The following is a 25,554-nucleotide window of genomic DNA, read 5'->3' on the forward strand; positions in this document are numbered from 1 at the left end:
TGGACGGCGATCAGTTGCCGGACGGGCGCGGGTGCCTTCCGGCGACGGGCAGCGAGAACTCGAAGCGCGCGCCTTCGTCGCTGTCGGCGAGCGTGATCTGGCGGTGGTGCAGCTGAAGGATGCGGTGCACGATCAACAGGCCCAGCCCGCCGCTGTCCGGGCGCTGGCTGCCCAGTGCCGGCGGCGTGCTGAACAACTGCGCGCGCCGCTCCGGGGCAATGCCCGGGCCGGTATCGGAGACGCTGACCCGTACCTCGCCGGCAACGGCCTGCAGGGTCACCTGCACGTGCCCGCCTTCCGGCGTGTGGCGGATGGCGTTGTCGAGCAGGTTGGTCAGCACGCGCTCGATCAGTCCCAGGTCGGCCTCCACGGCGGGCAGCCCGGCCGGGATCCCGGCGCGCAGCGATTGCCGGCGCGCCTGCGCGGCCAGTTCGAATTTCTGGAACACGTCCTGGACCAGGTCCGGCAGCGAGAACGCCTGCAGGTCCAACACCACGCCGCCGTGCTCCAGCCGCGCCAGTTCGAACAGTGCCTGCGCCAGCCGGCCGACCTTGTTGCTCTGTGACAGGGCGATGGCGAGGTAGCGCTGGCGTTCCTCGGGGCTGAGCGTGGCGTCCTTGAGCGCCAGCGTTTCCAGATAGCCATGCAGCGAGGACAGCGGCGTGCGCAGGTCGTGCGAGATGTTTGCGACCAGCTCGCGTCGTTGCAGGTCCTGCTGGCGCAGTTGCTGCCATTGCTCGCCGATGCGCTGGGCCATGTGGGTGAAGCTGTGCTGCAGGATGGTGAGTTCATCGCGCTCGCCCGGCCGCGGGGCGCGCGGTGCGGGCAGCCTGGCCGGTGCGCCGGCTTCCATGTCGAAGGCCTGGATGTCATCGGTGAGCTGGCGCAGCGGCCGCGTCACCCAGCGGAAGGCGACCACGCCGGCGAGCAGGCCGACCCCCGCGACGATGGCCAGCGACCACAACGTGGTGCGCAGGCTGGTGCTGGCGGCGACGTTCGCGGCCAATGCCTCGTGTTGTTCGCCGACCAGCACCACGTAGATGTAGCCGACCTGGCGGCCCTGCACGACCAGCGGCGCGGCGTTGAACACCTTGCGCCCGCCGAGGCTGCGCGGGTCGTCGCCGAGGATCGGCAAGGCCGCGCCAGCCAGCAGCGCCTGCACCGGGGCCAGGTCGACGCGGTCGCGCTTGAGGTGCCCATCCGGCGCGTCGTGGCCGAGGATGCGGCCCTGGTCGTCGAGCAGGTAGACCTCGACGCTGGGGTTGACCGCCATCAGCTTGCCGAACAGCGCGCGGACCTCGCCTTCGCGCATGCCGCCGGCATCCATCAATTCGCCACGGCGCGCGATGTGCTCGGCCAGGCCGCGCGACAGGCGCTGCACGGTTTCCTGCTCGTGCATGCGCGTGCTGCGCATCTGTATCCACGCCAACGCGCCGCAGCACACCAGCAGCAATGCGCAGAACACCACCGACAGGCGCTGGGAGAGGGTGAGCCGGTTCATGCCGTGCTCCCGTCGTCGCTGGCCAGCTTGTAGCCGCGCCCCCACACGGTGAGGATGCGCCGCGGTTCGGCCGGGTCGCGTTCGATCTTGTTGCGCAGGCGGTTGATGTGTGTGTTGACGGTGTGTTCGTAGCCATCGTGGCGATGGCCCCAGACCTGGTTGAGCAGGTCCATGCGCGAGTACACCTGGTCCGGATGACGGGCGAAGAAGTACAGCAGGTCGAACTCGCGCGGGGTGAGGTCCAGCGGGGTGCCGTCCACCTGCGCGGTGCGTGCCACCGGGTCGATGCGGACGCCGGCGGTCTCGATCTCGCCGGCATCGATGCGGGCGTTCTGTGCCATGGCTTCGACACGGCGCAGCAGCGCCTTGACCCGTGCCACCAGTTCCAGCATCGAGAACGGCTTGGCCAGGTAATCGTCGGCGCCCAGTTCCAGGCCAAGGATGCGGTGCACCTCGCTGGCACGCGCGCTGGTGATGATGATCGGCGTGTAGCGCGTCATCGCACGCGCACGCCGGCAGATCTCCAGCCCGTCCACGCCGGGCAGCATCAGGTCCAGCACCAGCGCGCTCCATTGCTGGTCCTCGAGCAGGCGCAGGCCTTCGTCACCGGTGGCGGCGTGGGTGACGTCATAGCCTTCGTCGCGCAGGTGCATGCGCAGCAGGTTGGCGATGTGGGCATCGTCCTCGACGATCAGGACACGTTTTGCACTGCTCATCGGCAGGTCGGAGCCAGCGGGGAGATGTCGCCATTGTCGATGGATAGCGGCGGCGATGTGTCACGGAAAATTTAACTCTGCGTGAGGATTCGTTGACCGTCGCGGGCACAGCATGGGCACATCATCCCTGCCAGGAGATTGGCCATGTCCCTCACCCGTCGCAGATTGCTGGGCATCGGTGGCAGCCTGGCCGCGGCCAGCCTGTTCGGCCTCAGTGGCTGCGGCCGTGCCGCGCCGGCGACCGCCGCCACCGGGCACCGCTTCGAGGTCATGCACAGCGACGCGCAATGGCGGCAGCTGCTGACGCCGGGGCAGTACGCGGTGTTGCGCGGACAGGGCACCGAGCGGCCGTTCAGCAGCCCGCTCAACGACGAGCATCGGCGCGGCACGTTTGCCTGCGCCGGTTGCGCGCTGCCGCTGTTTTCCTCGGCCACCAAGTTCGACAGCGGCACCGGCTGGCCCAGTTTCTGGGCACCGCTGCACGGCGCGGTGGAACAGGCGCGCGACACCGGCTTCGGCATGGTGCGTGCGGCCGTGCACTGCCACCGGTGCGGCGGCCATCTCGGCCATGTCTTCAACGACGGCCCGCGCCCGACCGGCCTGCGCTACTGCATGAACGGCGTGGCCCTGCAGTTCATGGCGGCCTGAGCGCCGTCCACGTTCCCCGACAAGGATCCCTCCATGCTCCTGTTCGTGCTTGCTTACCTGGGTGGCGTGCTCACCCTGCTCAGCCCCTGCATCCTGCCGGTGCTGCCGTTCGTGTTCGCCCGGGCCGACCGGCCGTTCCTGCGCAGCGGCCTGCCGTTGCTGCTGGGGATGGCGTTGATGTTCGCGGTGGTGGCGAGCCTGGCGGCGGTCGGCAGCCATTGGGTGGTGCAGGCCAACCAGGTCGGGCGCTGGATCGCGCTGGTGGTGATGGCGCTGTTCGCGCTGGCGTTGTTGTGGCCGGCCCTGGCCGACCGCCTGTTGTCGCCGCTGCAGCGGCTGGGCGCGCGGCTGGGCACGGTGGCTGACAGTGCCGCCGATGCCGGCCGGGGCGGGGTGATGACCTCGCTGCTGCTGGGCGTGGCCACCGGCCTGTTGTGGGCGCCTTGTGCCGGGCCGATCCTCGGCCTGATCCTGACCGGTGCGGCGTTGCAGGGCGCCAATGCCGGCACCTCCGGGCTGTTGCTGGCCTATGCGCTGGGCGCGGCCACTGCGCTGGGATTGGCGGTGTGGGTCGGCGGGCGCGTGTTCGCGGCGTTGAAGCGGCGGCTGGGGACCAGCGAGTGGATCCGGCGGGGCCTGGGCGCGGCGGCATTGCTGGCGGTGGTTGCGATCGCGATGGGCTGGGACACCGGGCTGCTGACCCGTGCCTCCACGCCCAGTACCACCCGGCTGGAGCAGGGCCTGCTGGACCGCTGGCACACGCCTGCCCGCGGGGCTGGGCCGGCGATGATGATGATGGCCGCTGACCCCGGCGCGGGTGCGGCTTTGCCGGTCGAGGGCGCATTGCCTTCGCTGGCCGGTGCAACGGCCTGGCTCAACGGCCCGCCGCTGGAGGCAGCAACGCTGCGCGGCAAGGTGGTGCTGGTCGATTTCTGGACCTATTCCTGCATCAACTGCCTGCGCACCTTGCCATACGTGCGGCAGTGGGCCGGGCGCTACCGCGACCACGGGTTGGTGGTGATCGGCGTGCATGCACCGGAGTTCGCCTTCGAACGTGACCGCGACAACGTGGAGCGTGCGGTGAAGGAACTGGGCATCACCTATCCGGTGGCCATTGACAACGACTACGCGATCTGGCGCGGCTTCGACAACCACTACTGGCCGGCGCACTACTTCATCGATGCGCAGGGGCGCATCCGTGCCCACCACTTCGGTGAGGGCGACTACGCCAACTCCGAGCAGATCATCCGCCAGCTGCTGCGCGAGGCGGGCAACCCGCTGCCCGGCGAGGCGCCGACCATGATGGGCGGCGCACAGGAAGGCGTGGCATTGCAGGCGGACATGGACAACCTGCTCTCGCCGGAAACCTACATTGGCCATGCGCGCGCCGAGCACTTTGCCTCGCCGGGCGGGCAGAAGCCCGGCCAGGTGGCTGACTACCGGGCGCCGACGTCGCTGCAGCTCAACCAGTGGGCGCTCGCCGGCCGCTGGAAAGTGGAGGGCGAAGACGCGCAGCTGCAGCAGCGCGGCGGTCGCATCGTGTTCCGCTTCCATGCCCGTGACCTGCATCTGGTGCTGGCGCCCCGCGACCCGGCCCATCCGGTGCGCTTCCGCGTGCGCATCGATGGCAAGGCACCCGGTGCCGACGCCGGCGGCGACGTATCGGCCAGCGGTGAGGGCCGTGTCGACGAGAACCGCCTGTACCAATTGATCCGCCAACACGGCGATGTCCAGGAACGCAGCTTCGAGATCGAGTTCCTGGATCCGGACGTGCGTGCCTATGCCTTCACCTTTGGTTGAACCGGGAGCAGACGATGAAGATCGCAACGGAAAAATGGGTGGCCGGCGGCATCGCGATGGCCGTTGCCGGCCTGCTGATGGCGATGGTGCTGGGCATGGGCCGGCCGGTGCAGGCGGCGCCGGCCAAGGTCCCGGTGCCGGCCGCCGCCGGCGCGGCGGACCTGCGCCAGCCTGGCATGCGGCACGCCCGGGTGGTGTTTGCCGGTGGCTGCTTCTGGGGCGTGCAGGGCGTGTTCCAGCACGTGAAGGGCGTGCAGAGCGCGGTGTCCGGTTACATCGGTGGCAGCGCTGCCGACGCCCACTATGCGCGGGTCAGCAGCGGAACCACCGGTCATGCCGAAGCGGTGCAGGTCACCTACGACCCGGCCCAGGTCAGTTACGCGCAGCTGATGCAGGTGTTCTTCTCGGTGGTGCACGACCCGACCCAGTTGAACCGGCAGGGGCCGGACCATGGCAGCCAGTACCGTTCGGCGATCTATGCCGACGATGCGGGCATGCGTGCGGCGAGCCTGGCCTACATCGCGCAGCTGCAGCGCAGTGGCGTGTTCCCCGCGCCATTGGCCACCCGCGTGGACGGAGGCAAGGCGTTCTACGTGGCCGAGGGCTATCACCAGAACTACCTCGCACTGCATCCGGATGCGCTGTACGTGCGCATCAACGACCTGCCGAAGGTGGAGGCGCTCAGGCAGCAGTACCCGGCCCTTTACCGGCAGACGCCGCAGCTGATGATGACGGTGTCGGTGCGCTGAGCCGGCGCGGGCGCCGAAAACGCAACGGGCCGCCGGCAACTGTACCGGCGGCCCGTGATGTGCGCGGTGGCGCGGGGCTCAGCTCAGGCCTTCGGCCTGCATCGCGGCCTGCACCGCGGCGTCGGCGCGCAGGCGCTGCTCATAGCGGTCCAGTGCGTCCAGGCCGCTCAGGTCGACCTTGGTGCCACGGGCCCAGCGCAGGGTCACGAAGGCATAGGCATCGGCGATCGACGGGCGCGGCGTGCCGCCCAGCCAGTCGACCTGTGCCACGCGGTCGTTGATGCGCTGGAAGTAGCCGCGCAGCTTCTCGCGCGCGTTCTGCTGGGTCAGCGCGATGGCCGCCTCGTCGCCCAGGTACTTGGTCGAACCGAAGATCGGATGGAAGGCCGGATGAACGTCGGCGTTGACGAAGGACAGCCAACGGTCCACTTCGGCACGGGTGCGCAGGTCGCTGCCACCATCGAGCGCGGCCTGAGGGGCCTTGCCGCTGATGTAGTGCAGGATGGCGGCATTCTGGGTCAGCACCCAGCCGTCGTCCTCGAGCACCGGCACCGCACCGGCCGGGTTCCTGGCCAGGAACTCCGGCGACTTCATGGTGGCGTAGTCGACAACCTCCGCCTCGAACGGCAGGCCGGACCAGATCAGGGTGATGTGGTCGGCCAGCGAGCAGGCGCCTGGCTTGGTGTAGAGCTTCATGCGGGTCCTGGAGGAAAGGAATGGACCCGCATTATCGCCACAACCGGGGAATGACCGGTGATGGCGCGGTGGCACGCACTGTCCGGGCGCTGGGACGCGGGCTCAGGACGAACGCGGCTTGAGCGACTGCACCTTATAAAAGGTGTGCCCGCCGATGGTGGCCACCTGGTAGGCGTTGCGCCAGCTCGGGCTGGCGATGGCGTGGGCGGCGAAGTGGCTGGCGCCCGGCACGATCTCCTTGCGCTCCCCGGCCGGCAGCGCCCAGTTGCGCTCGGCGGCGAAGGCCACGTCGACGGCTTCGGCCCAGGCGTCGTCATTGCGCAGTTGGGTACCCGGTGCCACCAGGGTAGGGGCGAACTGCTTGCGTGCCGTCACCACCTGGCACATCGAGTCCCCCCACAGGCCACTGTCGAGGCGGCGTAGGGCGACTTCGGCGACGGCCTGTTGGCCGCGCAGGGTCTGGTCGCGGGCTTCCAGGTAAACGGTGGTGCTCAGGCACAACGAGTCGGCTGCCGGCTGCGGCAACATCTGCGACAGCCAGAGAATCCAGGCCAGTTTCATAAATCTCCTTGCTCCGTGTGGGCCACGGCCGCCGGGTTCCGGATATCGGATGGAACCAGGGACAACCGCGACTTGGCGTTATGGGGAGGCGGCCGTGGCATCGGGGCCGCCCCGTGGGCGGCCCTCGATCAGATCGGGGAGGGCCGCGCCTTGCTCACCGGAACTGGTGGGTGAGCGAGAAGTGCGCGCAAGGTAGGGGGGCGATCCCAAACTTTTCCTGAATGCGGATTCTTGACATTCAGGTTTGTTGCAGGGGCCGGAACCGGCCGGCGGGACCGTTTTCGACCCCGCCGCCCGGGCTACGACTGTGCTTTTCATCACGGAAAAGACGGCAGTGCGTGCCGCGCAGGCCGGTGACGCGGCGCCGCCGGGCGGGTTGCCCGGCGTGCATGGGCCCTCAGAGTGCCGCGGCCAACCGGCTGCCCTGGTCGATGGCCCGCTTGGCGTCCAGTTCGGCGGCGACGTCGGCACCGCCAATGATGTGGACGCTGCGGCCCTGCGCCTGCAGCTCGGCGGCCAGGCCGCGCTGCGGCTCCTGGCCGGCGCAGATCACCACGGTGCCCACGTCCAGCAACTGCTCCTGGCCATCCACGCGGATGCGCAGGCCGTGGTCGTCCACGCCCAGGTACTCGACCCCGCCCAGCATCTGCACACCCTTGGCCTTGAGCGTGGCGCGGTGGATCCAGCCGGTGGTCTTGCCCAGACGCGCGCCGGGCTTGCCCGGGCTGCGCTGCAGCAGCCAGACCTTGCGGGCCGGCGCTTCGGGCTGCGGGCGGGTGAGCGCGCCCCGGTTGTTGAAGCTCGGGTCCACGCCCCATTCGGCCATCCAGCGTGCCGGGTCCAGCGCCGGCGAAGGGCCTTCGTGGACCAGGAACTCGCCGACGTCGAAGCCGATGCCGCCGGCGCCGATGATCGCCACCTTGTCGGCGGCGTGGACCCGGCCCAGCAGCACGTCCAGGTAGCTCACCACCATCGGGTGGTCGGCACCGGGGAAGTCCACCCGGCGCGGCAGGATGCCGGTGGCGACCACGACCTCGTCGAAGCCGGCCAGCGTGGCGGCGTCGGCGCGGGTGTCCAGGCGCACGTCCACGCCGGTGTCGGCCAGGCGATGGCGGAAGTAGCGCAGGGTCTCGTGGAACTCTTCCTTGCCCGGGATGCGCTTGGCGACATTGAACTGCCCGCCGATCTCGCCGGCGGCATCGAACAGGGTGACCTGGTGGCCACGCTCGGCCGCGACCGTGGCGCAGGCCAGGCCGGCCGGGCCGGCGCCGACCACCGCTACCCGCTTGGGCGCAGGGGTCGGGCGGTAGACGAGTTCAGTCTCGTGCGCGGCGCGCGGGTTGACCAGGCAGGTAGCGCGTTTGTTGACGAAGATGTGGTCCAGGCAGGCCTGGTTGCAGGCGATGCAGGTATTGATGGTCTCCGGTTTCCCGGCGCGGGCCTTGGCCGGCCAGTGCGGGTCGGCCAGCAACGGGCGTGCCAGCGAGACCATGTCGGCGTGGCCATCGGCCAGCACCCGTTCGGCCACGTCCGGCATGTTGATGCGGTTGACCGCCACCACCGGCACGTTGACGTGCGGCCGCAGCTTGGCGGTCACGCCGGTGAACGCCGCGCGCGGCACCGAAGTGGCGATGGTCGGGACCCGCGCCTCGTGCCAGCCGATGCCGGAGTTGATGATCGTGGCCCCGGCCGCTTCGATGGCCTTGGCCTGCAGCAGGATCTCTTCCCAGTTGCTGCCGTCCTCGACCAGGTCCAGCAGCGATAACCGGTAGATGATGATGAAGTCCGGGCCGCAGGCCTCGCGGATGCGGCGCACGATCTCCACGGCAAAGCGCATGCGCTTGCTGGCGTCGCCGCCCCAGGCATCGCTGCGCTTGTTGGTGCGCGGGGCGATGAACTCGTTGATCAGGTAGCCCTCCGAGCCCATCACCTCCACGCCGTCGTAGCCGGCCTCGCGGGCCAACCGGGCGGCGCGGGCGTAGCTGGCGATCTGGCGGTCCACGCCCCAACTGCTCAGCGCGCGCGGGGTGAACGGGTTGATCGGTGCCTTCAGCTTCGAGGGGGCTACCTGCAACGGATGGTAGGCGTAGCGGCCGGCATGCAGCAGCTGCAGGCAGATCTTGGCGCCGTGCGCGTGGACCGCCGCGGTGACCGGGCGGTGCCGACCCACTTCCCAGGGCCAGGACAGCTTGCTGCCGAACGGCGCCAGCCAGCCGGCGATGTTCGGTGAAAAGCCGCCGGTGACCAGCAGCGCCGCACCGCCGGCCGCGCGCTCGCCGAAATAGGCGGCCAGCTTGGGGAAGTCGCGGCTGTGGTCCTCCAGGCCGGTATGCATCGAGCCCATCAGGATGCGGTTGCGGAGCTGGGTGAAGCCCAGGTCCAGCGGTGCGAACAGGTGCGGATAGGCGGTGTCGGTGGCTGGCGTCATTTTGGATACGCTTGCGTACGGAATGCCCCCATTCTGAGGGGCAAGGCCGCCTTTTCTCAATCCTCGCCCTGGCACCCCGCCGGAACCGCCGGCGGGGAAGGTGCCCTGCCTAGCAAATGGTTGTTGCCAACGGATTACAATCCGTGCCGGCCGGCCGGGTTCCAGCGCTGGCAGGACAGGGGCGTCACTATTTTGAATACACAGATTTCTTCGCCAGCAGGGGCGAGGTTGTTCCCGCGCTTGTGGCTGCTGGTGGCAGGGATTGCCATGTTCGGTGCGGTGGCGCGGGTCTCGATGTGGCTGGCCTATGCCGGCGCGGGCCGGGGCAGCGAGTTGCTGTGGCCGGTGCTGTGGCAGGGCATGCGCTATGACCTGGTGGCCGGCGCGGTGTCCGCGCTGCTGGTGGCCCTGCTGGCCGCACCGCTGTGGTTGTCGGGCCGGCGCGAGCAGGCGGTGCGCTGCGCGCAATGGCTGCTGGTCGCGATCCTGCTGCTGTTCGCGCTGCTGTCCATCTGCGAGCACTTCTACTACGCCTTCTACAAGACGCGGTTCGACCCGATCGTCTTCGGCATGTTCGAGGACGATACCGGGGCGATCCTGCAGACCGTCTGGGACGACTACCCGGTCGTCCCCGGCGTGCTGGCCCTGCTGGTTGCCGGCCTCGCGCTGGGCTGGCTGGTGCCGCGGCTGGGGCAATGGCTGGGCCTGCGCTGGCCGGCCGGGTCCGGTGGCTGGGGCAAGGCCGCCGTGCTGGTCGTGCAGTGCGTGCTGTTGCTGCTGCTGGCGCGCGGTTCGGTGGGGACCTTCCCGCTGGTGCGTCGTGACGTCACCGTCTCGGCCGACCCGTTCGTCAATGCGCTGGTGCTCAACGCGCCGCTGACGCTCTACCGCGCCGCCCGCGTGCGCGCCAAGGAAACCGACGTCGGCACCGACCCGCTGGTCGGCGTGCACCGGCTCGGGTTCACCAGCCTGCAGGAAGCGGCCCACGCCGCGGGCCTGCCTTCCGGTGAACCGGGCCATGTACGGGCCGCGCTGTTCCCGACCGCACCCGGTACGCCGCGCACGCTGTCCAGCTCGCCGCACGTGGTGGTCGGGTTGCTGGAGTCGTTCGGCCAGGACCTGTTGTACAGCGACGGCCCCGGCAACGACATGCTGGGACGCCTGCGTGGCGAGCTCGCCCATGGCTACCGTTTCGACAACTTCATCGCCGGCCAGAACGGCACTCACCCGGAACTGGAGAACCTGCTGCTCGGGTCGCCGATCACGCCGCTGACCGTCGGCCGCAACGCACGCATCACCTTCGACAGTTCCGCCGCGTTGCCGTTCAAGCGCGCCGGCTACCGCACCGCCTTCGTCTACGGCGGTGGCAGCGACTGGCGCGAGATCGGCACCACCTTCACCCGCCAGGGCTTCGACCGCGTCTACGACGCGCGTGACATCCGCCAGCAGTTCCCCAAGGCCGATGGCACCGAGTGGGGCCTGTATGACGCCTGGCTGTTCCGTTTCGCCCAGGCGCTGCTAGCCAAGGCCGATGCCGATGGCGAGCGGTTGTTCCTGGTGGTGCTGACCACCAGCAACCACCCGCCGTTCCAGCTGGACACCGCGCACCGCACGCTGCCGCAGGATCCGGCGGCACTGGGTCCGCGCGCGCTGCCCGACACCGCCGAGCTGCGGCGCATGCTGACCACCTACCAGTACCAGGCCGACGAGTTCGGCGCGTTCCTGCAGACGTTGCGGGAAAGCCCGCTCGGCGAGCGCACCATCATCGCCGCGGCCGGCGACCACAACCTGCGGACCCACTACCGCTACGACCTGCCGGCCGAGCAGGTCGACGTGGACCGCGTGTTCGCCTGGCTGCGGGTGCCGCAGGCCTTCGCTCCCGCGGGCAGCGTGCCCGATACCCGCGCCTTCGCCGGGCATGCCGACCTGATCCCGACGGTGGTGTCGCTGGCGTTGCCGGGGCAGTCGTACTTCGCCACCGGTCGCAACCTGTGGGGGGCCGCCGGGGACGGCGGCGATGCACTGGCCCAGTTCGATCGCCTGTACACCCCGCAGGGCGTGCTGTGGCCGCTCGCCACCCCCCAGTTGCATGCGTGGAAGGACGCCCGTCACCTGGCCGTCGAAGGCGTCGCACCGGACGCGGCGATCGCGGCCCGCGCACGCCGCGTCGCCGCGGGGGTGGCATTGCGCGATTGGTACATCCGCGACCAGGTGCTGCAGAAGCGGCGCTGAGGTCCGGTGTGTTGCCTTGGGCAATGCCGCGCGAACGGGCTCAGGCCCGGCGGCCGTCCGCGGCAGGGGACAGCGCGCGCTGGCGATCGAACAGCGGCAGGGTCAGCCCGCACAGGGGGCCGATGAACACGGCGAAGGCCAGCGTGCCCCAGCCGACGTTGCCGCCCAGCCACCACCCCAGCAGCAGCGCGCTGGCTTCGATCAGGGTGCGCACTTTCCAGATCGGCCAGCCGGTACGTGCATGCAACCCGGTCATCAGGCCGTCGCGCGGGCCCGGACCGAATCGGGCGCCGATGTAGAGGCCGGTGGCCAGCGCCATCAGCAGCAGGCCGGCGGCGAACAGCAGGACCTGCCAGACCAGGCCACTGGCCGGCGGCAGCAGGTTCAGGCCGAGCTGCGCGCTGGGGCCGATCAGCAGCACGTTGAGTACCGTGCCCAGCCCGGGGCGTTGGCGCAGCGGCAGCCACATCAGCAGCACTGCCACGCCGATCAGGTTGGTGACCCAGCCGAACGACAGCCCGCTGCGCAGGGAAACGCCCTGGCTGAGCACGTCCCACGGGGCGATGCCGATGCTGGCACGGATCATCAGCGCCGAGGCGATGCCGAACAGGAACAGCCCGAGCAGCAGTTGCAGCAGGCGGGGAAAGAACAGGCGGGGCATGGATGTCGACCAGTGGCGGGCCGCCGCGCGTGCGACGGTCCTGCAGGAGGGGAGGCGGCATCGTCCGGCGACGCCGCCTGGCAGGCTGCAACGCGGCGGCGTCAGTCCCAGCCTTCCAGCGCCAGTTTGCCGATGGTGCGGCCGGACTCGAGCTGCTGGTGCGCCTGGCGCAGGTTCCGGGCGTTGATGCTGCCGAGCCGCCCGGTCAGCGTGGTGCGCAGTTCGCCGGCATCGATCAGGCTGGCAGCGCGGGTCAGGATGCGGTGCTGCTCGATCATGTCGGCGGTGCGGAAGCGGGCACGGGCGAACATCATTTCCCAGTGGATGCCGATGCACTTGGCCTTGTAGGGGTCGCCGATGCGCAGCGCGCCGGACGGCTCGACGATCAGGCCGACATGACCCTGCGGCGCCAGCAGCTCGCCGAGCTGCTGCCAGTACAGGTCGGTGTCGGCCAGGTTCAGTGCCGCGTCCACCTGGGTGATGCCCAGTGCCTGCAGTTGCGGGGCCAGCGGCTGGCGATGGTCGATGACGTGTTCGGCCCCCATCAGCCGGCACCACTGCACGCTGGCCTCGCGCGAGGCGGTCGCCACCACGGTGAAACCGGCATGCCGGCCCAGCTGGATCGCGATCGAGCCGACGCCGCCGGCGCCGGCGATCACCAGCAGGGTCCTGCCGGCATTGCGGCGGCCATCCAGCTGGAACGGCATGCGCTGGAACAGCAGCTCCCAGGCGGTCAGGGTGGTCAGCGGCAGCGCGGCGGCTTCGGCGAAGTCCAGCGTGGTGGGCTTGCGCCCGACCAGGCGTTCGTCGACCAGCTGCAGCTGCGCGTCGCAGCCGGGGCGGGTCACGTCACCGGCGTAGTACACCTCGTCGCCGACCTCGAACGCGGTGACCTCCGGGCCGACCGCCACCACCGTGCCGGCGGCGTCGAAGCCCAGGATGCGGGCCGGGCTTTCCTCACCGGCCTTGGGGGCGCGCAGCTTGGTGTCCACCGGATTGACCGATACCGCCTGTACCTGGACCAGGATGTCCTGTCCCTGCGGGCTGGCAGGTGGGTCCACGGACAGGTCCTGCAGCGAATCGGGATCTTCGATGGGCAGGTAACGGGTCAGGCCGATCGCTTTCATGCGGGAAAGTTCCGTTGCAGGGGGGATCGCCGGATCATACTCAGCAAACGGTTCAGCTGGCGGTAACTGCGACGGCATCCCAGTATTTTCACGGGCTTAACGGACGAAATTGACCGCATTGCAGCAAAAAGCCGGGAAACCCTGCTGTGTCAGGCTCTTGCACGGGTTGATGAAGCTGTATACGGTGCGCTCAGCCGGACACGTAGAGGTCTGGTGGTCGCGCAATTTGTTATATGACCGTTAACATCGCCTTCACGGCCCAGCGCATAATGTGCACCGCGATGGCGTGCGGAAACGGCCGTCTCTGAACGCGACGAACGATATCGCTGTGCTGGACCATGCCTCTACCGGTTTCATACCCCCGAAACAAGGAGCTGTATTTCATGAACAAGAAGATCCTTACCGCCGCACTGCTCGGTGGTCTGGCTTTCGCCCAGGCCGCTTCGGCCCAGGAATTCGACGACCGCTGGTACCTGACCGGTTCGGCCGGCTTCAACTTCCAGGACGGCGATCGCGGCACCAACGATGCCCCGTTCGCCACGCTGGGCCTGGGTAAGTTCATCAGCCCGAACTGGTCGCTGGACGGTGAGCTGAACTACCAGAACCCGAACTTCGACAAGAACCAGGACCAGAACTGGTCGCAGTACGGCGTCTCGCTGGACCTGCGTCGCCACTTCATCCAGGAAGGCCGTGGCTGGAACCCGTACCTGCTGGCAGGCCTGGGCTACCAGAAGTCTGAAGAAGAGTACCTGACCCAGGCCGGCAACCTGCTGGACCGCAAGGACGGCAACCTGGCCGCCAAGGTCGGCGTCGGTCTGCAGACTACCTTCGAAAAGCGTGTTGCCGTTCGTGCCGAACTGGCCTACCGCGCTGACTTCGACGACAAGAGCATCGCTCCGTCGCTGGCTGGCGACGACCAGGATTGGTTCGGCGACGTGCTGGCTTCGGTCGGCGTCGTGATCCCGCTGGGCCCGGCCCCGGTTGCCGCTGTTGCTCCGGCACCGGCTCCGGTTGCTCCGAGCTGCGCTGACCTGGATGACGACGGTGACGGCGTCAACAACTGCGACGACAAGTGCCCGAACTCGCAGCCGGGTCAGACCATCGGTCCGGACGGTTGCCCGGTGCCGGTCTCCATCGACCTGAAGGGCGTGAACTTCGACTTCGACAAGGCCACCCTGCGTCCGGACGCTGTTGCGATCCTGAGCGAGGCTACCGAGATCCTGAAGCGTTACCCGGATCTGCGCGTTGAAGTTGCCGGTCACACCGACTCGAAGGGTACCGACGCTTACAACCAGAAGCTGTCCGAGCGCCGCGCCAAGGCCGTGTACGACTACCTGACCACCAACGGTGTGTCGGCTTCGCGTCTGCAGGGCCCGATCGGCTACGGCGAGAGCCGTCCGATTGCTCCGAACACCAATGCTGATGGTTCGGACAACCCGGAAGGTCGCGCCAAGAACCGCCGCACCGAGCTGAACGTCCAGAACTGATCGGACGCTTCACTTGATGCAATGCAAGGCCCGGCGAAAGCCGGGCCTTGTTTTTTTTGCGCCGGCACCATGCATGGCATGACGTGGATCGCAGTCAGCCGCAGACAGCTGCACGTAGCGGTTGAAAGCGGTGCGGGGGCTGCCTACACTCGCCGCGTTCTCTTCGCTAATGGAATTACTGATGCTGCGTATCGCCCTGGCTGGTCTCGTCGTGCTGGCCGCTGTGCCGGCCGCCCACGCAGCAGTGGATTGCTCGGCGCCGTCGATGCAGCCCGCTCCGCTGCCGGCCACGGTGATCGCCCCGGTTGCCTCGGAGCTGTACGTGCGACCGGGCCAGCTGGGCATGCCGTCCGGCGTGCTGAGTTCGGCCGGTGGCGAGGAGCAGTCGCTGGACCGCGTGCTGATGCGCCTGCGCGTGGAAAGCTGCAACAACGTCGCCAGCGCGATCCCGGCCCGCCCGGCGATCAATGCCAATGACCCGGCCGCCTACAAGCCGCAGACCGAGTTCGACAACACGCCGTGGCGCTTTGACATGAGCCAGAACGGCAAGCGCATGACCGCCGAGGAGTTCGATGCCTGGATGAAGGCGCGTGGCGTGCGCGTGGTCAAGGCGCGCCCGGCCCCGGATGCGGCCACCACCGCCGAGGCGGCACCGGCAGCGCAGCCGGCCACCGAAACCAAGTAAGGACGAAGGCGCCGTGCGCCGCTGCTGATGCGTCCGCGCAAGCCCACGTCTTCCCCGAACGCCCGCCCGGCCAAGCCAGGCGGGCGTTTGCATTCGGCCAAGGGCGCCGCGGCGACGCAGGTACGGCACGGACTGGCGCGGGTGCTGTCCAAGGCCGGGGTGTGCTCGCGCAGCGAAGCGGCCCGGCGCGTGCTGGAGGGGCGGGTGAGCGTGGATGGGCGCCTGGTGCGCGACCCGGAGTTCCCCGTGGTTGCCGGACGCCACGTGGTGCTGCTCGATGGCCAGCCGCTGGTGGCGGAAAGACGCCTCTACATCGCCCTGAACAAACCGCGTGGCCTGGTGACCACGGTGCAGGACGAGCAGGGCAGGCAGACGGTATACCAGTGCTTCGACGGGGCGGGCTTGCCGTGGTTGGCGCCGGTCGGGCGCTTGGACAAGGCCAGCGAAGGGCTGCTGTTCTTCAGCAATGACCCGGAGTGGGCCGCGCGCCAGACCGACCCGGCGACGGGGCCGTTGAAGACCTATCGCGTGCAGATCGACGGCGTGCCGGATGCGGCGCAGCTGGCACGCATGCACGAAGGGATCGACGATGCCGGTGAGCACCTTGCCGCGCATTCGGTGCGGGTGCTGCAGCAGGGCGGACGCAACGCCTGGCTGGAAGTGGTGCTCGACGAAGGCCGCAACCGGCATATCCGCCGGCTGCTCAAGGTGCTGGGCTTCGACGTGCTGCGGTTGATGCGGGTGGCGATCGGCCCGGTGCAACTGGGGACGCTGGGCAAGGGGCAGTGGCGGGAGCTGGATGCCGCGGAGCTGAATGCGCTGCGCGCACCTGGCGGCTGATTTATTCCATAGAATTCAGTGAAATAGCTGGATTTGTTGCAGTGATGGATTAGACTGGCCCTCAGTTTTCCAGAGGTGATGGTCATGCAAGCTCTTATCCGCGTATCCGGAGTGTCGGTGTTGATGGGTTCGTTGGCGGCGATGGTGGGTTGCGCGTCGTCGGGCAAGCCGGTGGCACAGGTCGAGGAAAAGCCGATCACGGTGACCGTGCAGGAACCGACCGCCGAGAAGGATGCCTTGGGCAATTACCGGTTCCTGATGCAGCAGGGCGAGAACAGGATGAGCGCCGACCAGTTCGACGCCTGGATGAAGGCAAACGGCATCCGCGTGGCCAAGGGCGCGCCAGCGGCGGACGCGGCGGCCAAGAACTGATGCAGGTGAGGGCCTGGTGTGACGGGCCAGGCCTGGCAGGCGATGCCCGGGCAAATCGGTAAGGCGCCAGCGGAACCCGGCGCCGCACCAGCAGAAAAAGAACAGGCGCCCTGGGGCGCCTGTTTTCGTTTGTCGCGGTGGGGCTGGATCAACCCTTGATCACGCCCAGTTCCTTGCCGATGCGGGTGAAGGCATCGATCGCGCGATCCAGGTGGGCGCGGCTGTGCGCGGCGCTGATCTGGGTGCGGATGCGGGCTTGCCCCTTGGGCACCACCGGGAAGAAGAAGCCGATCGCGTAGATGCCTTCTTCCAGCAGGCGCTGCGCGAACTTCTGCGCCAGCGGCGCGTCGTACAGCATCACCGGGCTGATCGGATGCACGCCCGGCTTCACGTCGAAACCGGCGGCGGTCATCCTTTCGCGGAAATACGCGGTGTTCTCGCGCAGAGTGGCACGCAGGTCGTCGGCGGCGGCCAGCATCTGGAAGGCCTTGATGCCGGCGGCCACCACGTGCGGCGGCAGCGAGTTGGAGAACAGGTACGGGCGCGAGCGCTGGCGCAGCAGTTCGACCACTTCGGCGCTGGCGCAGGTGAAGCCACCCAGTGCACCGCCCATGGCCTTGCCGAGGGTGCCGGTGATGATGTCGATCTTGTCGAGCACCCCCTTCACCTCGGCCGAGCCACGGCCGGTGTCGCCGAGGAAGCCGGTGGCGTGGCATTCGTCGATGTGCACCAGCGCGTTGTACTTCTTGGCCAGCGCGGTGATTTCGTCCAGCGGCGCGATGAAGCCGTCCATCGAGAACACGCCGTCGGTGGTGATCAGCTTGGTCTTGCAACCCGCAGCGTCGGCGGCCTGCAGCTGGGCTTCCAGGTCGGCCATGTCGCAGTTGGCGTAGCGGAAGCGCTTGGCCTTGCACAGGCGCACGCCGTCGATGATCGAGGCGTGGTTGAGCGCGTCGGAGATGATCGCGTCGTTCTCGCCCAGCAGCGGTTCGAACAGGCCGCCGTTGGCGTCGAAGCAGGCGGCGTAGAGGATTGTGTCGTCCTTGCCGAAGAACTCGGCGATCTGCTTCTCCAGCTGCTTGTGCAGGTCCTGGGTGCCGCAGATGAAGCGCACCGAGGCCATGCCGAAGCCGTGCGTGTCCAGCGCATCCTTGGCCGCCTGGATCAGGTCCGGGTGGTCGGCCAGGCCCAGGTAGTTGTTGGCGCAGAAGTTCAGCACGCTGCGGCCATCGTCCAGGGTGATTTCGGCCGACTGCGGGCTGGTGATGATGCGTTCGGACTTGAACAGCCCCTGCGCGCGGATGGTGTCCAGTTCCTCGGCGTAGTGCCGGGTGAGCGGGGAGGTGTTCGCGGTTGCGGTCATGGCAGGGTCTTGCGGCGGAAAGGAAGGCCGATTTTACCGGCACCGGGGTGAGCGCGGCGGGCGTCATGCGCGATGGCTATAAGCGCCGCGCCGTAAGTCATTTCTCCCCGGACGTGTGCGCCCGCAGCATCAGCAGCCTGCCCAATGCCCGCCAGGAGCCGTCGATGACCGCGCCACGCCCCCTGTTCACCCTGCCGACCAGGAAGCTGTTGTCCCTCAGCCTGGCCCTGGCGGTGTGTGGGGCCTGGTCATCGGCACAGGCGCAGCAGTTGACGGTCGAGCAGCTGCAGCAGCGTCTGGAACGTCTGGAGCGTCTGGCCGGGGTGTCCGACGGCACGCCGGCCGAAGGTGCCGGTCTGGCCGATCTGGACCAGCGCCTGCGCATCCTTGAACGTCGCCTGGAACTGCAGGAAGAGGAACGCGTGGCCGCAGCCAAGGCCGCGCCGAAGATCACCGTCGACCAGAAGGGGGCTTCGTTCAAGTCCGGCGATGGCAACTACGAACTGAAGCTGCGCGGCCTGCTGCAGGGCGATGCCCGCGTGTTCGTCGGTGACAGCCGCCAGAACGACACCTTCCTGCTGCGCACCGCACGACCGACCTTGGAAGGTTCGCTGGGCAAGCGGGTGGCTTATCGCTTCACCCCGGAGTTCGCCGGAGACAGCGCCACCATCGTGGATGCCTATGCGGATCTGCGGTTCGATCCGGCCTACACGTTGCGGGTGGGCAAGTTCACCTCGCCGATCGGTCTGGAACGCCTGCAGTCGTCGGCCGCGTTGGTGGACGTCGAGCGGGCGCTGGTCAGCGAGCTGGCGCCCAACCGTGACCTGGGCGTGCAGCTGCAGGGTGAGCTGGGCAAGGGCCGCTTCAGTTACGCGGTGGGCGTGTTCAACGGCACGGTCGATGGCCGTGATGCGGTGACCAGCAACCCGGACGATGATTTCGAGTATGCCGGCCGCGTGTTCTTCGAGCCGCTCAAGGGCACGGACAGCGCGTGGTCAGGACTGGGCTTCGGCCTGGGGGCCAGCGCCGGGCAGAAGCATGGCAGCGGCAACAACTTCCTGCCGCGCTACCGCTCGCCCGGCCAGGCGACGTTCTTCAACTACCGCAGCGCGGTGATCGCCGACGGCGACACGCTGCGCTGGTCGCCGCAGGGATGGTTCTACCGCAATGGCTTCGGCCTGCAGGCCGAGTACATCGCCTCGCGGCAGGAAGTGGCGCGGGATGCACGGCGCACGGCGTTGGAACACCGCGCCTGGCAGGCCACGGCCAGCTACGTGCTGAGCGGCGAGGACGCCAGCTACCGCGGAGTGACACCGTCGCGCCCGTTTGGCGTCAACGGCGGGCTGGGTGCGTTCGAGCTCACCGCGCGCTATGGCGAACTGGAGATCGACGAGGCGGCATTCCCGTTCTACGCCGATCCGGCAACCTCGGCCTCGCACATCCGCGCCTGGACGGTGGGGGCGAACTGGTACCTGACGCCGAACCTCAAGCTGGCCACCAACTACCTGCAGAGCCGCTTCGATGCCACTGCCGGCGCCGCACGGCTGCCGGATGAAAAAGCCGTTTTCTCGCGCCTGCAAGTTTCCTTCTGACGGAGAGCCTTCGTGAAGCATTCCTTCCTCCCCCGCATCGGCGTGGCCACGCTGGCCCTGCTGTTGACCATCGGAGCCGGCACCGCCGTCGCGCGTGACGTGCAGTTGCTCAACGTTTCCTACGACCCCACCCGCGAGCTGTACCGTGATTTCAACGCCGCTTTCGCCAAGCACTGGAAGGAAACCAAGGGCGACACCGTCAGCATCGAAACCTCGCATGGCGGTTCGGGCAAGCAGGCGCGCGCGGTGATCGATGGCATCGAGGCCGACGTGGTGACGCTGGCCCTGGCCTATGACGTCGATGCGATCGCCGACAAGGCCAAGCTGCTGCCGGCGAACTGGGAAAGCCGCCTGCCGGACAACAGCGCGCCGTACACCTCCACGATCGTGTTCCTGGTGCGCAAGGGCAATCCGAAGGGCATCCGCGATTGGCCGGACCTGCTGCGCAGCGGCGTGTCGGTGGTGACGCCGAACCCGAAGACCTCCGGCGGCGCGCGCTGGAACTACCTGGCCGCCTGGGCCTACGCCGACCATATCTTCAAGGGCGACCGCGACAAGGTGCTGAACTACATGCGCGCGTTGTTCCGCAACGTGCCGGTGCTCGATACCGGCGCGCGCGGCGCGACCACCACGTTCGTGCAGCGCGGCATCGGCGACGTGCTGCTGGCCTGGGAGAACGAGGCCTTCCTGGCGCAGGAAGAACTGGGCCCGGACAAGTTCGAGATCGTGGTGCCGCGCCAGTCGATCCTGGCCGAACCGTCGGTGGCGCTGGTGGACCGCAACGTCGACCGCCATGGCACCCGCGAGGTGGCGCAGGCCTACCTGCAGTACCTGTACTCGCCGGAAGGGCAGCGCATCGCCGCCCGTCATTACTACCGGCCGCGCAACCCGCAGTACGCCGCGCCGGCCGACATCGCGCGCTTCCCGCAGGTGCAGCTGGTCACCATCCGCCAGGCGTTCGGCTCCTGGGAACGGGCACAGGCCGAGCACTTCGCCGACGGTGGCCTGTTCGACCAGATCCAGGCGAGCAAGTAAGCGGTGGCCGCAAGCGCTGAAGCACTGCCGCCGCGCGTGCGGCGCCCACGCCGGGTCCTGCCCGGCTTTGGCCTTGGGATGGGCGTGACGCTGTTCTGGCTGGGCCTGATCGTGCTGATCCCGTTGGCCGGCGTGTTCCTCAAGGCCTCCGGACTGGGGTTGGCCGGGATCTGGCAGATATGGACCGAGCCGCGCGTGCTGGCCGCGCTGCGCCTGAGCTTCGGCACGGCCTTTGCCGCCGCTGCGTTCAACACGGTGATGGGGACATGGGTGGCGTGGGTGTTCGTGCGCTATTCGTTCCCGGGCCGGCGCGTGTTCGACGCGATGATCGACCTGCCTTTCGCATTGCCGACCGCGGTGGCCGGCATCGCCCTGACCGCGTTGTACGGCGGCCAGGGTTGGTTGGGCCAATGGCTGGAACCGCTGGGCCTGAAGATCGCCTACACGCCGCTGGGCATCGTCGTGGCGCTGGTGTTCGTCGGCCTGCCGTTCGTGGTGCGGATCGTGCAGCCGGTGCTGGCCGAGGCCGAGCGCGAGCTGGAAGAGGCGTCGGCGACCTTGGGCGCCTCGCGCCTGCAGACCATCACGCGGGTGGTGGTGCCGGCATTGTGGCCGGCGATGCTGACCGGCTTCGCGCTGGCCTTCGCACGCGGCGTGGGCGAGTACGGCTCGGTGATCTTCATCGCCGGCAACCTGCCCAACCGTACCGAGATCGCGCCGCTGCTGATCACCATCCGCCTGGAAGAGTTTGATTACGCCGGCGCCACCGCGATTGCCGGGGCGATGCTGCTGTTGTCCTTCGCGGTGCTGTTGCTGGTCAACAGCCTGCAGGCCTGGCTGCAACGGCGGGGCACGCGATGAACGAACAGGTCCTGGAGTTGCCGGTGCAGGTGGAGCAGGGTGAAAAGGTGCGTGCGCGGCAGCAGGTGACCAGCGAGCCGCGCGGGGTGCAGGTGCTGTTGATCCTCGGTGCGCTGGGGTTCCTGCTGTCGTTCCTGTTGTTGCCGCTGCTGCTGGTGTTCGTCGAAGCGCTGCGCGGCGGCGTGCAGGCCTTCTGGGTAGCGATCAGTGAGCCTGATGCCTTGTCCGCGGTGAAGCTGACCTTGCTGGTCACCGCGATCGTGGTGCCGTTGAACCTGGTGTTCGGCGTGGCGGCGGCGTGGGTGGTCAGCAAGCACAGCTTCCCGGGCAAGCGTTGGCTGGTGACGTTGATCGACCTGCCGTTCTCGGTGTCGCCGGTGGTGGCGGGGCTGGTGTTCATCCTGCTGTTCGGGCGCGATGGCTGGTTCTGGCCGTTGATCGAGGACGGGCTGCGCCTGCACCTGCCGGTGCTGGGCGAGAGGCTGCTGCAGCTGCCACGCATCGTGTTCGCCATCCCCGGCATCGTGCTGGCCACGGTGTTCGTGACCTTCCCGTTCATTGCCCGCGAACTGATGCCGCTGATGGAGCAGCAGGGCAGCGACGAGGAACTGGCCGCGTTGACGCTCGGCGCCAACGCCTGGCAGATGTTCTGGAAGGTGACCCTGCCCAACATCCGCTGGGGCCTGCTGTACGGCGTGCTGTTGTGCAGCGCGCGGGCGATGGGTGAGTTCGGCGCGGTGTCGGTGGTGTCCGGCCACATCCGCGGGCGCACCAACACGCTGCCGCTGCACGTGGAGATCCTCTACAACGAGTACGCCTACAGCGCGGCATTTGCCTGCGCTTCGCTGCTGGCCGGCACCGCGTTGCTGACGTTGGTGCTGAAGTCTTGCCTGGAATGGCGCCACGGCCAATCGCTGTCCGCCGCGCACCGCCACTGAGGAGTCACGATGAACATCCGCATCCAACACCTGGGCAAGCGTTTCGGTGCGTTTCCGGCACTGGATGGCGTGAGCCTGGACATCCGCAGCGGCGAGCTGCTGGCGCTGCTGGGCCCGTCCGGCTCGGGCAAGACCACGCTGCTGCGTGCGATCGCCGGGCTGGAGCAACCCGAGCAGGGGCAGTTGCTGTTCGATGGCGAGGACGCCACCAACCTGAGCGTGCAGGCACGCCGGGCCGGCTTCGTGTTCCAGCACTACGCGCTGTTCAAGCACCTGGACGTGCGCGGCAACATCGCCTTCGGGCTGGAGGTGCGGCGCGGTGCCGAGCGCTGGCCGAAGGCGCGCATCAACGCGCGGGTGGAGGAACTGCTGTCGCTGGTGCAGCTGGAAGGCTTGGGCGGGCGCTATCCGGCGCAGCTGTCCGGCGGCCAGCGCCAGCGCGTGGCCCTGGCCCGCGCGTTGGCCATCGAGCCGCGGGTGCTGCTGCTCGATGAGCCGTTCGGTGCGCTGGATGCGCAGGTACGGCGTGACCTGCGCCGTTGGCTGCGCGAGATCCATGACCGCACCGGCCTGACCACCGTGTTCGTCACCCACGACCAGGAAGAAGCACTGGAGCTGGCCGACCGCGTGGCGATCCTCAACCGGGGCCGCATCGAGCAGGTCGGTACGCCCGGCGAGGTCTACGACCGGCCGGCGTCGCCGTTCGTGTATGGCTTCGTCGGCGAGGCCAACCGATTGCCGGCGCGGTTGCAGGGGCCGGTGCTGGAGGTGGCGGGCGCGCAGTGGCCGCGGACGGCGGTGCTGCCGGATGCCGAGGCGCTGGAGGTCTTCGTGCGGCCGGAGGATCTGGTGGTGGACGCCGAAGGCGACTGGCCCGCCACGGTCGGCTCGGTGCAGCGCAGCGGGCCGCGGCAACGGCTGCGGGCGCAGCTGCAGGGAAGCGCGGCGGACGTGGAGGTCGAACTGCCGCCCGGCAGCCCGGCCTATGCCTCCGGGCAGGCCATCCGGTTGGCGGCGCGCCGCTACGGTGTGTTCGCCGCCGAAGGCGGCTGAACAGGGCAGGGGCGTGTGCGTGGGGGCGACGGATGTTGCATCGCAATATCATTGTGGTTAAAAATTCGTGAACCGGCGCTGCCGCCGGCCGACGCCCCCCACTGCCTGGAGATCCGCATGATGCACAGCAAGCGCCTTGTCGCCGTAGCCTGCGCCGCCCTGTTGTCCGTTCCGTTCGCCGTCTGCGCCCAGGAGAGCGAGGAGTCGAGCTCCCCGTTCAGCCTTACCTACGGGGTGACCACCGACTACGTGTTCCGTGGCGTGTCGCAGAGCGACAACAGCGCTGCCTTCCAGGCCGGTGCCACCTACACCGCGCCGTTCGGCCTGTATGCCGGCGTGTGGGGCTCCAACGTCGATTTCGGCGAAGGCGGCCCGAACTTCGAAGTCGACTACACCGTCGGCTGGAACAAGGACCTGTCCGACAGCTGGAACCTGGACCTGGGCGTGAACCGCTACACCTACGTTGGTTCGTCTTCCGGCTACGGCAACATCGACTACAACGAATACCTGGCCAAGGTGACCTGGAACGGCCCGGTGACCGTCAGCGGCCTGCTCGGCTATGCCGACGACTACAGCAACAGCGACGCCAAGCAGACCTACAGCGCCGTGGAAGCCAGCTATGACATCGGCGATACCGGCTTCTCGGTCGGCGCCTCGGTGGGCTACACCACCATCAAGGCCAAGGAAAACGAATGGCCGCGCCGCTCGGACTACTACGATGGTTCGGTGTCGGTCTCCAAGGGCTTTGGCCCGGCCACCGCCACCCTGGGCTATTACGACACCTTCGGTTCGGACGCGCCGGCGCTGCGCCGCGAGTCGGACACCTACAAGCCGGGCGTGGTGTTCACCGTGTCGGTGGACGTGCCCTGATCCTTGTTTGATGTGTAATGAAAAAGGCGCCGGAAGGCGCCTTTTTTATTTCATCGGCAGGAGCAGCCTTGGCCGCGAAGCATGGCGTCCATGCCGCGACAGGCATGCCTGCCACCTGGAACACCATCTGCTTCGCGGCCAAGGCCGCTCCTGCGGGGCTGCTGCAGATGTACGAAAGGCGCCTTGCGGCGCCTTTCGTGTGCATCGCGCGGGCGATCAGTTCCAGCTCAGCACGACCTTGCCGGCCTTGCCCTGCTCCATCAGGTCGAAACCTTCCTGGAAGCGGTCCACCGGCAGCTGGTGCGTCATCACCTTGCCGAGCGGGAAGCCGGACAGCACCAGCTGGGTCATCTTGTACCAGGTCTCGTACATCTTGCGGCCGTAGATGCCCTGCACGGTCAGCCCCTTGAAGATGATCTTGTCCCAGTCGCAGCCGGCGCCCTTGGGCATGATGCCGAGCATGGCGATCTTGCCGCCGTGGTACATGCAGTCGAGCATGTCGTTGAACGCGCGCGGGTTGCCGCTCATTTCCAGGCCCACGTCGAAGCCCTCCATGTGCAGTTCCTTCATCACGTCCTTGAGCGACTGGTTGGCGACGTTGACCACGCGGGTGGCGCCCATGTCGGCGGCCAGCTTCAGGCGGAAATCATTGACGTCGGTGACCACCACGTTGCGCGCGCCGATGTGCTTGCAGATGCCGGCGGCGATGATGCCGATCGGGCCGGCACCGGTGATCAGCACGTCCTCGCCGATCACGTCGAATTCCAGCGCGCAGTGCGCGGCGTTGCCGTACGGGTCGAAGAAGGCGGCCAGCTCGGACGGGATCTGGTCCGGGATCGGCCACAGGTTGCTGGCCGGCATCACCATGTACTCGGCGAAGGCGCCGTTGACGTTGACGCCGATGCCGACGGTGTTCGGGCACAGGTGCGGGCGGCCGCCACGGCAGTTGCGGCAGTGGCCGCAGACGATGTGGCCCTCGGCCGAGACGCGCTGGCCGATTTCATAGCCGGTCACGCCCGGGCCGATCTCGGCGATACGGCCGACGAACTCGTGGCCGATGGTCAGGCCCGGCTTGATCGTGCGCTGGCTCCACTCGTCCCACAGGTAGATGTGCAGGTCGGTGCCGCAGATGGCGGTCTTCTCCAGCTTGATCAGCACTTCGTTCGGGCCGGGCGTGGGCACCGGCACCTCTTCCATCCAGATGCCCTTGGTCGCTTCGCGCTTCACCAGCGCCTTCATCGTCTGTGCCATTGCAGGAAAACCGCAGTGTGAAAAAGAGCCGCGATTATATGCCCGACGCCGTAACCGCCCCGTACTGACCGATGGCAGGGGAAGCTGG

Annotated in this window: 23 protein-coding genes; 14 read left to right on the forward strand and 9 right to left on the reverse strand. The window is 68.3% G+C overall.

Going from position 1 to position 25,554, the window contains the following annotated elements; genetic code table 11:
- Positions 1 to 10: 10 nt before the first annotated feature.
- On the reverse strand, positions 11 to 1,501 hold the full coding sequence (locus AC06FE_RS13045) for a sensor histidine kinase (protein ID WP_478073266.1): 1,491 nt from the start codon (positions 1,499 to 1,501) through the stop codon (positions 11 to 13).
- Positions 1,498 to 2,217: a response regulator transcription factor gene (locus tag AC06FE_RS13050; RefSeq protein ID WP_132862527.1), complete on the reverse strand. Its 720-nt coding sequence runs from the start codon at positions 2,215 to 2,217 to the stop codon at positions 1,498 to 1,500. The genes AC06FE_RS13045 and AC06FE_RS13050 overlap by 4 nt, the downstream gene beginning before the upstream one ends.
- Positions 2,218 to 2,361: 144 nt before the next feature.
- Here AC06FE_RS13050 and msrB point away from each other — a divergent pair, with 144 nt between their 5' ends.
- Genes msrB through msrA form a run of 3 tightly spaced genes read left to right on the forward strand, consistent with a single transcriptional unit; the run spans position 2,362 to position 5,414 of the window.
- Entirely contained in the window at positions 2,362 to 2,865 is a 504-nt protein-coding gene (gene msrB, locus AC06FE_RS13055; RefSeq protein WP_478073267.1) for a peptide-methionine (R)-S-oxide reductase MsrB, read from the forward strand.
- Positions 2,866 to 2,898: 33 nt separating this feature from the next.
- Complete coding sequence (locus tag AC06FE_RS13060) at positions 2,899 to 4,665, forward strand: cytochrome c biogenesis protein DipZ (RefSeq protein ID WP_478073268.1); 1,767 nt, start codon at positions 2,899 to 2,901, stop codon at positions 4,663 to 4,665.
- A 14-nt stretch (positions 4,666 to 4,679) separates the two neighbouring features.
- Positions 4,680 to 5,414 (forward strand): peptide-methionine (S)-S-oxide reductase MsrA, encoded by a 735-nt coding sequence (msrA, locus tag AC06FE_RS13065; protein ID WP_478073269.1) that lies wholly within the window; start codon positions 4,680 to 4,682, stop codon positions 5,412 to 5,414.
- A 78-nt stretch (positions 5,415 to 5,492) separates the two neighbouring features.
- Here the strand turns inward: msrA and AC06FE_RS13070 are convergent, their stop codons facing one another.
- From AC06FE_RS13070 to AC06FE_RS13080, 3 genes are all read right to left on the reverse strand, one after another.
- The gene (locus AC06FE_RS13070) at positions 5,493 to 6,110 is read right to left on the reverse strand and encodes a glutathione S-transferase N-terminal domain-containing protein (protein WP_192286579.1); all 618 of its coding nucleotides are present in this window, start codon (positions 6,108 to 6,110) and stop codon (positions 5,493 to 5,495) included.
- Positions 6,111 to 6,212: 102 nt separating this feature from the next.
- Positions 6,213 to 6,671 (reverse strand): cell wall hydrolase, encoded by a 459-nt coding sequence (locus AC06FE_RS13075; protein WP_132862532.1) that lies wholly within the window; start codon positions 6,669 to 6,671, stop codon positions 6,213 to 6,215.
- Positions 6,672 to 7,068: 397 nt separating this feature from the next.
- A complete protein-coding gene (locus AC06FE_RS13080) occupies positions 7,069 to 9,099 on the reverse strand; it encodes an oxidoreductase (RefSeq protein WP_478073270.1) in 2,031 nt (676 codons plus the stop codon).
- A gap of 228 nt (positions 9,100 to 9,327) precedes the next feature.
- On the opposite strand from AC06FE_RS13080, the gene AC06FE_RS13085 reads away from it, so the two are divergent.
- Complete coding sequence (locus tag AC06FE_RS13085) at positions 9,328 to 11,331, forward strand: LTA synthase family protein (RefSeq protein WP_478073271.1); 2,004 nt, start codon at positions 9,328 to 9,330, stop codon at positions 11,329 to 11,331.
- Positions 11,332 to 11,371: 40 nt separating this feature from the next.
- Here AC06FE_RS13085 and yczE read toward each other — a convergent pair whose 3' ends face one another.
- On the reverse strand, positions 11,372 to 11,992 hold the full coding sequence (gene yczE, locus AC06FE_RS13090; protein ID WP_192286576.1) for a membrane protein YczE: 621 nt from the start codon (positions 11,990 to 11,992) through the stop codon (positions 11,372 to 11,374).
- A 101-nt stretch (positions 11,993 to 12,093) separates the two neighbouring features.
- Positions 12,094 to 13,119 carry a zinc-binding alcohol dehydrogenase family protein gene (locus tag AC06FE_RS13095; RefSeq protein WP_478073272.1) on the reverse strand — a complete coding sequence of 342 codons (1,026 nt, stop codon included), beginning with the start codon at positions 13,117 to 13,119 and terminating at the stop codon, positions 12,094 to 12,096.
- A gap of 383 nt (positions 13,120 to 13,502) precedes the next feature.
- Between AC06FE_RS13095 and AC06FE_RS13100 the strand changes: the two genes are divergently transcribed.
- The 4 genes from AC06FE_RS13100 to AC06FE_RS13115 all read left to right on the forward strand — a co-directional run bounded on the left by AC06FE_RS13100 (position 13,503) and on the right by AC06FE_RS13115 (position 16,503).
- Positions 13,503 to 14,606, forward strand: coding sequence for an OmpA family protein (locus AC06FE_RS13100; RefSeq protein ID WP_192286574.1), 1,104 nt, complete (start codon positions 13,503 to 13,505; stop codon positions 14,604 to 14,606).
- A 181-nt stretch (positions 14,607 to 14,787) separates the two neighbouring features.
- Positions 14,788 to 15,291, forward strand: a complete 504-nt coding sequence (locus AC06FE_RS13105) for a hypothetical protein (protein ID WP_132862537.1) — start codon at positions 14,788 to 14,790, stop codon at positions 15,289 to 15,291.
- Between the two features lie 27 nt (positions 15,292 to 15,318).
- Positions 15,319 to 16,131, forward strand: coding sequence for a pseudouridine synthase (locus tag AC06FE_RS13110; RefSeq protein WP_478073273.1), 813 nt, complete (start codon positions 15,319 to 15,321; stop codon positions 16,129 to 16,131).
- Between the two features lie 84 nt (positions 16,132 to 16,215).
- Positions 16,216 to 16,503, forward strand: a complete 288-nt coding sequence (locus AC06FE_RS13115) for a hypothetical protein (RefSeq protein WP_132862539.1) — start codon at positions 16,216 to 16,218, stop codon at positions 16,501 to 16,503.
- A gap of 148 nt (positions 16,504 to 16,651) precedes the next feature.
- On the opposite strand, the gene kbl is transcribed toward AC06FE_RS13115, so the two are convergent.
- Positions 16,652 to 17,866, reverse strand: coding sequence for a glycine C-acetyltransferase (gene kbl / locus AC06FE_RS13120; RefSeq protein ID WP_313254101.1), 1,215 nt, complete (start codon positions 17,864 to 17,866; stop codon positions 16,652 to 16,654).
- A gap of 65 nt (positions 17,867 to 17,931) precedes the next feature.
- Between kbl and AC06FE_RS13125 the strand changes: the two genes are divergently transcribed.
- From AC06FE_RS13125 to AC06FE_RS13150, 6 genes are all read left to right on the forward strand, one after another.
- Complete coding sequence (locus AC06FE_RS13125; protein WP_478073274.1) at positions 17,932 to 19,458, forward strand: OprO/OprP family phosphate-selective porin; 1,527 nt, start codon at positions 17,932 to 17,934, stop codon at positions 19,456 to 19,458.
- A 12-nt stretch (positions 19,459 to 19,470) separates the two neighbouring features.
- Positions 19,471 to 20,493 (forward strand): sulfate ABC transporter substrate-binding protein, encoded by a 1,023-nt coding sequence (locus tag AC06FE_RS13130; protein ID WP_478073275.1) that lies wholly within the window; start codon positions 19,471 to 19,473, stop codon positions 20,491 to 20,493.
- A 24-nt stretch (positions 20,494 to 20,517) separates the two neighbouring features.
- The gene (gene cysT, locus AC06FE_RS13135; RefSeq protein ID WP_313254273.1) at positions 20,518 to 21,354 is read left to right on the forward strand and encodes a sulfate ABC transporter permease subunit CysT; all 837 of its coding nucleotides are present in this window, start codon (positions 20,518 to 20,520) and stop codon (positions 21,352 to 21,354) included.
- 17 nt (positions 21,355 to 21,371) lie between these two features.
- Positions 21,372 to 22,292 carry a sulfate ABC transporter permease subunit CysW gene (gene cysW / locus AC06FE_RS13140; protein WP_478073435.1) on the forward strand — a complete coding sequence of 307 codons (921 nt, stop codon included), beginning with the start codon at positions 21,372 to 21,374 and terminating at the stop codon, positions 22,290 to 22,292.
- A gap of 9 nt (positions 22,293 to 22,301) precedes the next feature.
- Positions 22,302 to 23,345: a sulfate/molybdate ABC transporter ATP-binding protein gene (locus tag AC06FE_RS13145; protein WP_478073276.1), complete on the forward strand. Its 1,044-nt coding sequence runs from the start codon at positions 22,302 to 22,304 to the stop codon at positions 23,343 to 23,345.
- A 117-nt stretch (positions 23,346 to 23,462) separates the two neighbouring features.
- Positions 23,463 to 24,215: a TorF family putative porin gene (locus AC06FE_RS13150; RefSeq protein WP_192286568.1), complete on the forward strand. Its 753-nt coding sequence runs from the start codon at positions 23,463 to 23,465 to the stop codon at positions 24,213 to 24,215.
- A gap of 216 nt (positions 24,216 to 24,431) precedes the next feature.
- Here AC06FE_RS13150 and tdh read toward each other — a convergent pair whose 3' ends face one another.
- On the reverse strand, positions 24,432 to 25,466 hold the full coding sequence (gene tdh, locus AC06FE_RS13155; RefSeq protein WP_165931098.1) for an L-threonine 3-dehydrogenase: 1,035 nt from the start codon (positions 25,464 to 25,466) through the stop codon (positions 24,432 to 24,434).
- Positions 25,467 to 25,554 lie beyond the last annotated feature (88 nt).

The organism is Stenotrophomonas sp. Steno-C18 (assembly GCF_056393195.1).

What these genes read in the sequence shown, in the direction of transcription:
- AC06FE_RS13045 (WP_478073266.1), bottom strand. Translation starts at nt 1,501, where the DNA reads ATGAACCGGCTCACCCTCTCCCAGCGCCTGTCGGTGGTGTTCTGCGCA.
- AC06FE_RS13050 (WP_132862527.1), bottom strand. Translation starts at nt 2,217, where the DNA reads ATGAGCAGTGCAAAACGTGTCCTGATCGTCGAGGACGATGCCCACATC.
- msrB (WP_478073267.1), top strand. Translation starts at nt 2,362, where the DNA reads ATGTCCCTCACCCGTCGCAGATTGCTGGGCATCGGTGGCAGCCTGGCC.
- AC06FE_RS13060 (WP_478073268.1), top strand. Translation starts at nt 2,899, where the DNA reads ATGCTCCTGTTCGTGCTTGCTTACCTGGGTGGCGTGCTCACCCTGCTC.
- msrA (WP_478073269.1), top strand. Translation starts at nt 4,680, where the DNA reads ATGAAGATCGCAACGGAAAAATGGGTGGCCGGCGGCATCGCGATGGCC.
- AC06FE_RS13070 (WP_192286579.1), bottom strand. Translation starts at nt 6,110, where the DNA reads ATGAAGCTCTACACCAAGCCAGGCGCCTGCTCGCTGGCCGACCACATC.
- AC06FE_RS13075 (WP_132862532.1), bottom strand. Translation starts at nt 6,671, where the DNA reads ATGAAACTGGCCTGGATTCTCTGGCTGTCGCAGATGTTGCCGCAGCCG.
- AC06FE_RS13080 (WP_478073270.1), bottom strand. Translation starts at nt 9,099, where the DNA reads ATGACGCCAGCCACCGACACCGCCTATCCGCACCTGTTCGCACCGCTG.
- yczE (WP_192286576.1), bottom strand. Translation starts at nt 11,992, where the DNA reads ATGCCCCGCCTGTTCTTTCCCCGCCTGCTGCAACTGCTGCTCGGGCTG.
- AC06FE_RS13095 (WP_478073272.1), bottom strand. Translation starts at nt 13,119, where the DNA reads ATGAAAGCGATCGGCCTGACCCGTTACCTGCCCATCGAAGATCCCGAT.
- AC06FE_RS13100 (WP_192286574.1), top strand. Translation starts at nt 13,503, where the DNA reads ATGAACAAGAAGATCCTTACCGCCGCACTGCTCGGTGGTCTGGCTTTC.
- AC06FE_RS13105 (WP_132862537.1), top strand. Translation starts at nt 14,788, where the DNA reads ATGCTGCGTATCGCCCTGGCTGGTCTCGTCGTGCTGGCCGCTGTGCCG.
- AC06FE_RS13110 (WP_478073273.1), top strand. Translation starts at nt 15,319, where the DNA reads ATGCGTCCGCGCAAGCCCACGTCTTCCCCGAACGCCCGCCCGGCCAAG.
- AC06FE_RS13115 (WP_132862539.1), top strand. Translation starts at nt 16,216, where the DNA reads ATGCAAGCTCTTATCCGCGTATCCGGAGTGTCGGTGTTGATGGGTTCG.
- kbl (WP_313254101.1), bottom strand. Translation starts at nt 17,866, where the DNA reads ATGACCGCAACCGCGAACACCTCCCCGCTCACCCGGCACTACGCCGAG.
- AC06FE_RS13125 (WP_478073274.1), top strand. Translation starts at nt 17,932, where the DNA reads ATGCGCGATGGCTATAAGCGCCGCGCCGTAAGTCATTTCTCCCCGGAC.
- AC06FE_RS13145 (WP_478073276.1), top strand. Translation starts at nt 22,302, where the DNA reads ATGAACATCCGCATCCAACACCTGGGCAAGCGTTTCGGTGCGTTTCCG.
- AC06FE_RS13150 (WP_192286568.1), top strand. Translation starts at nt 23,463, where the DNA reads ATGATGCACAGCAAGCGCCTTGTCGCCGTAGCCTGCGCCGCCCTGTTG.
- tdh (WP_165931098.1), bottom strand. Translation starts at nt 25,466, where the DNA reads ATGGCACAGACGATGAAGGCGCTGGTGAAGCGCGAAGCGACCAAGGGC.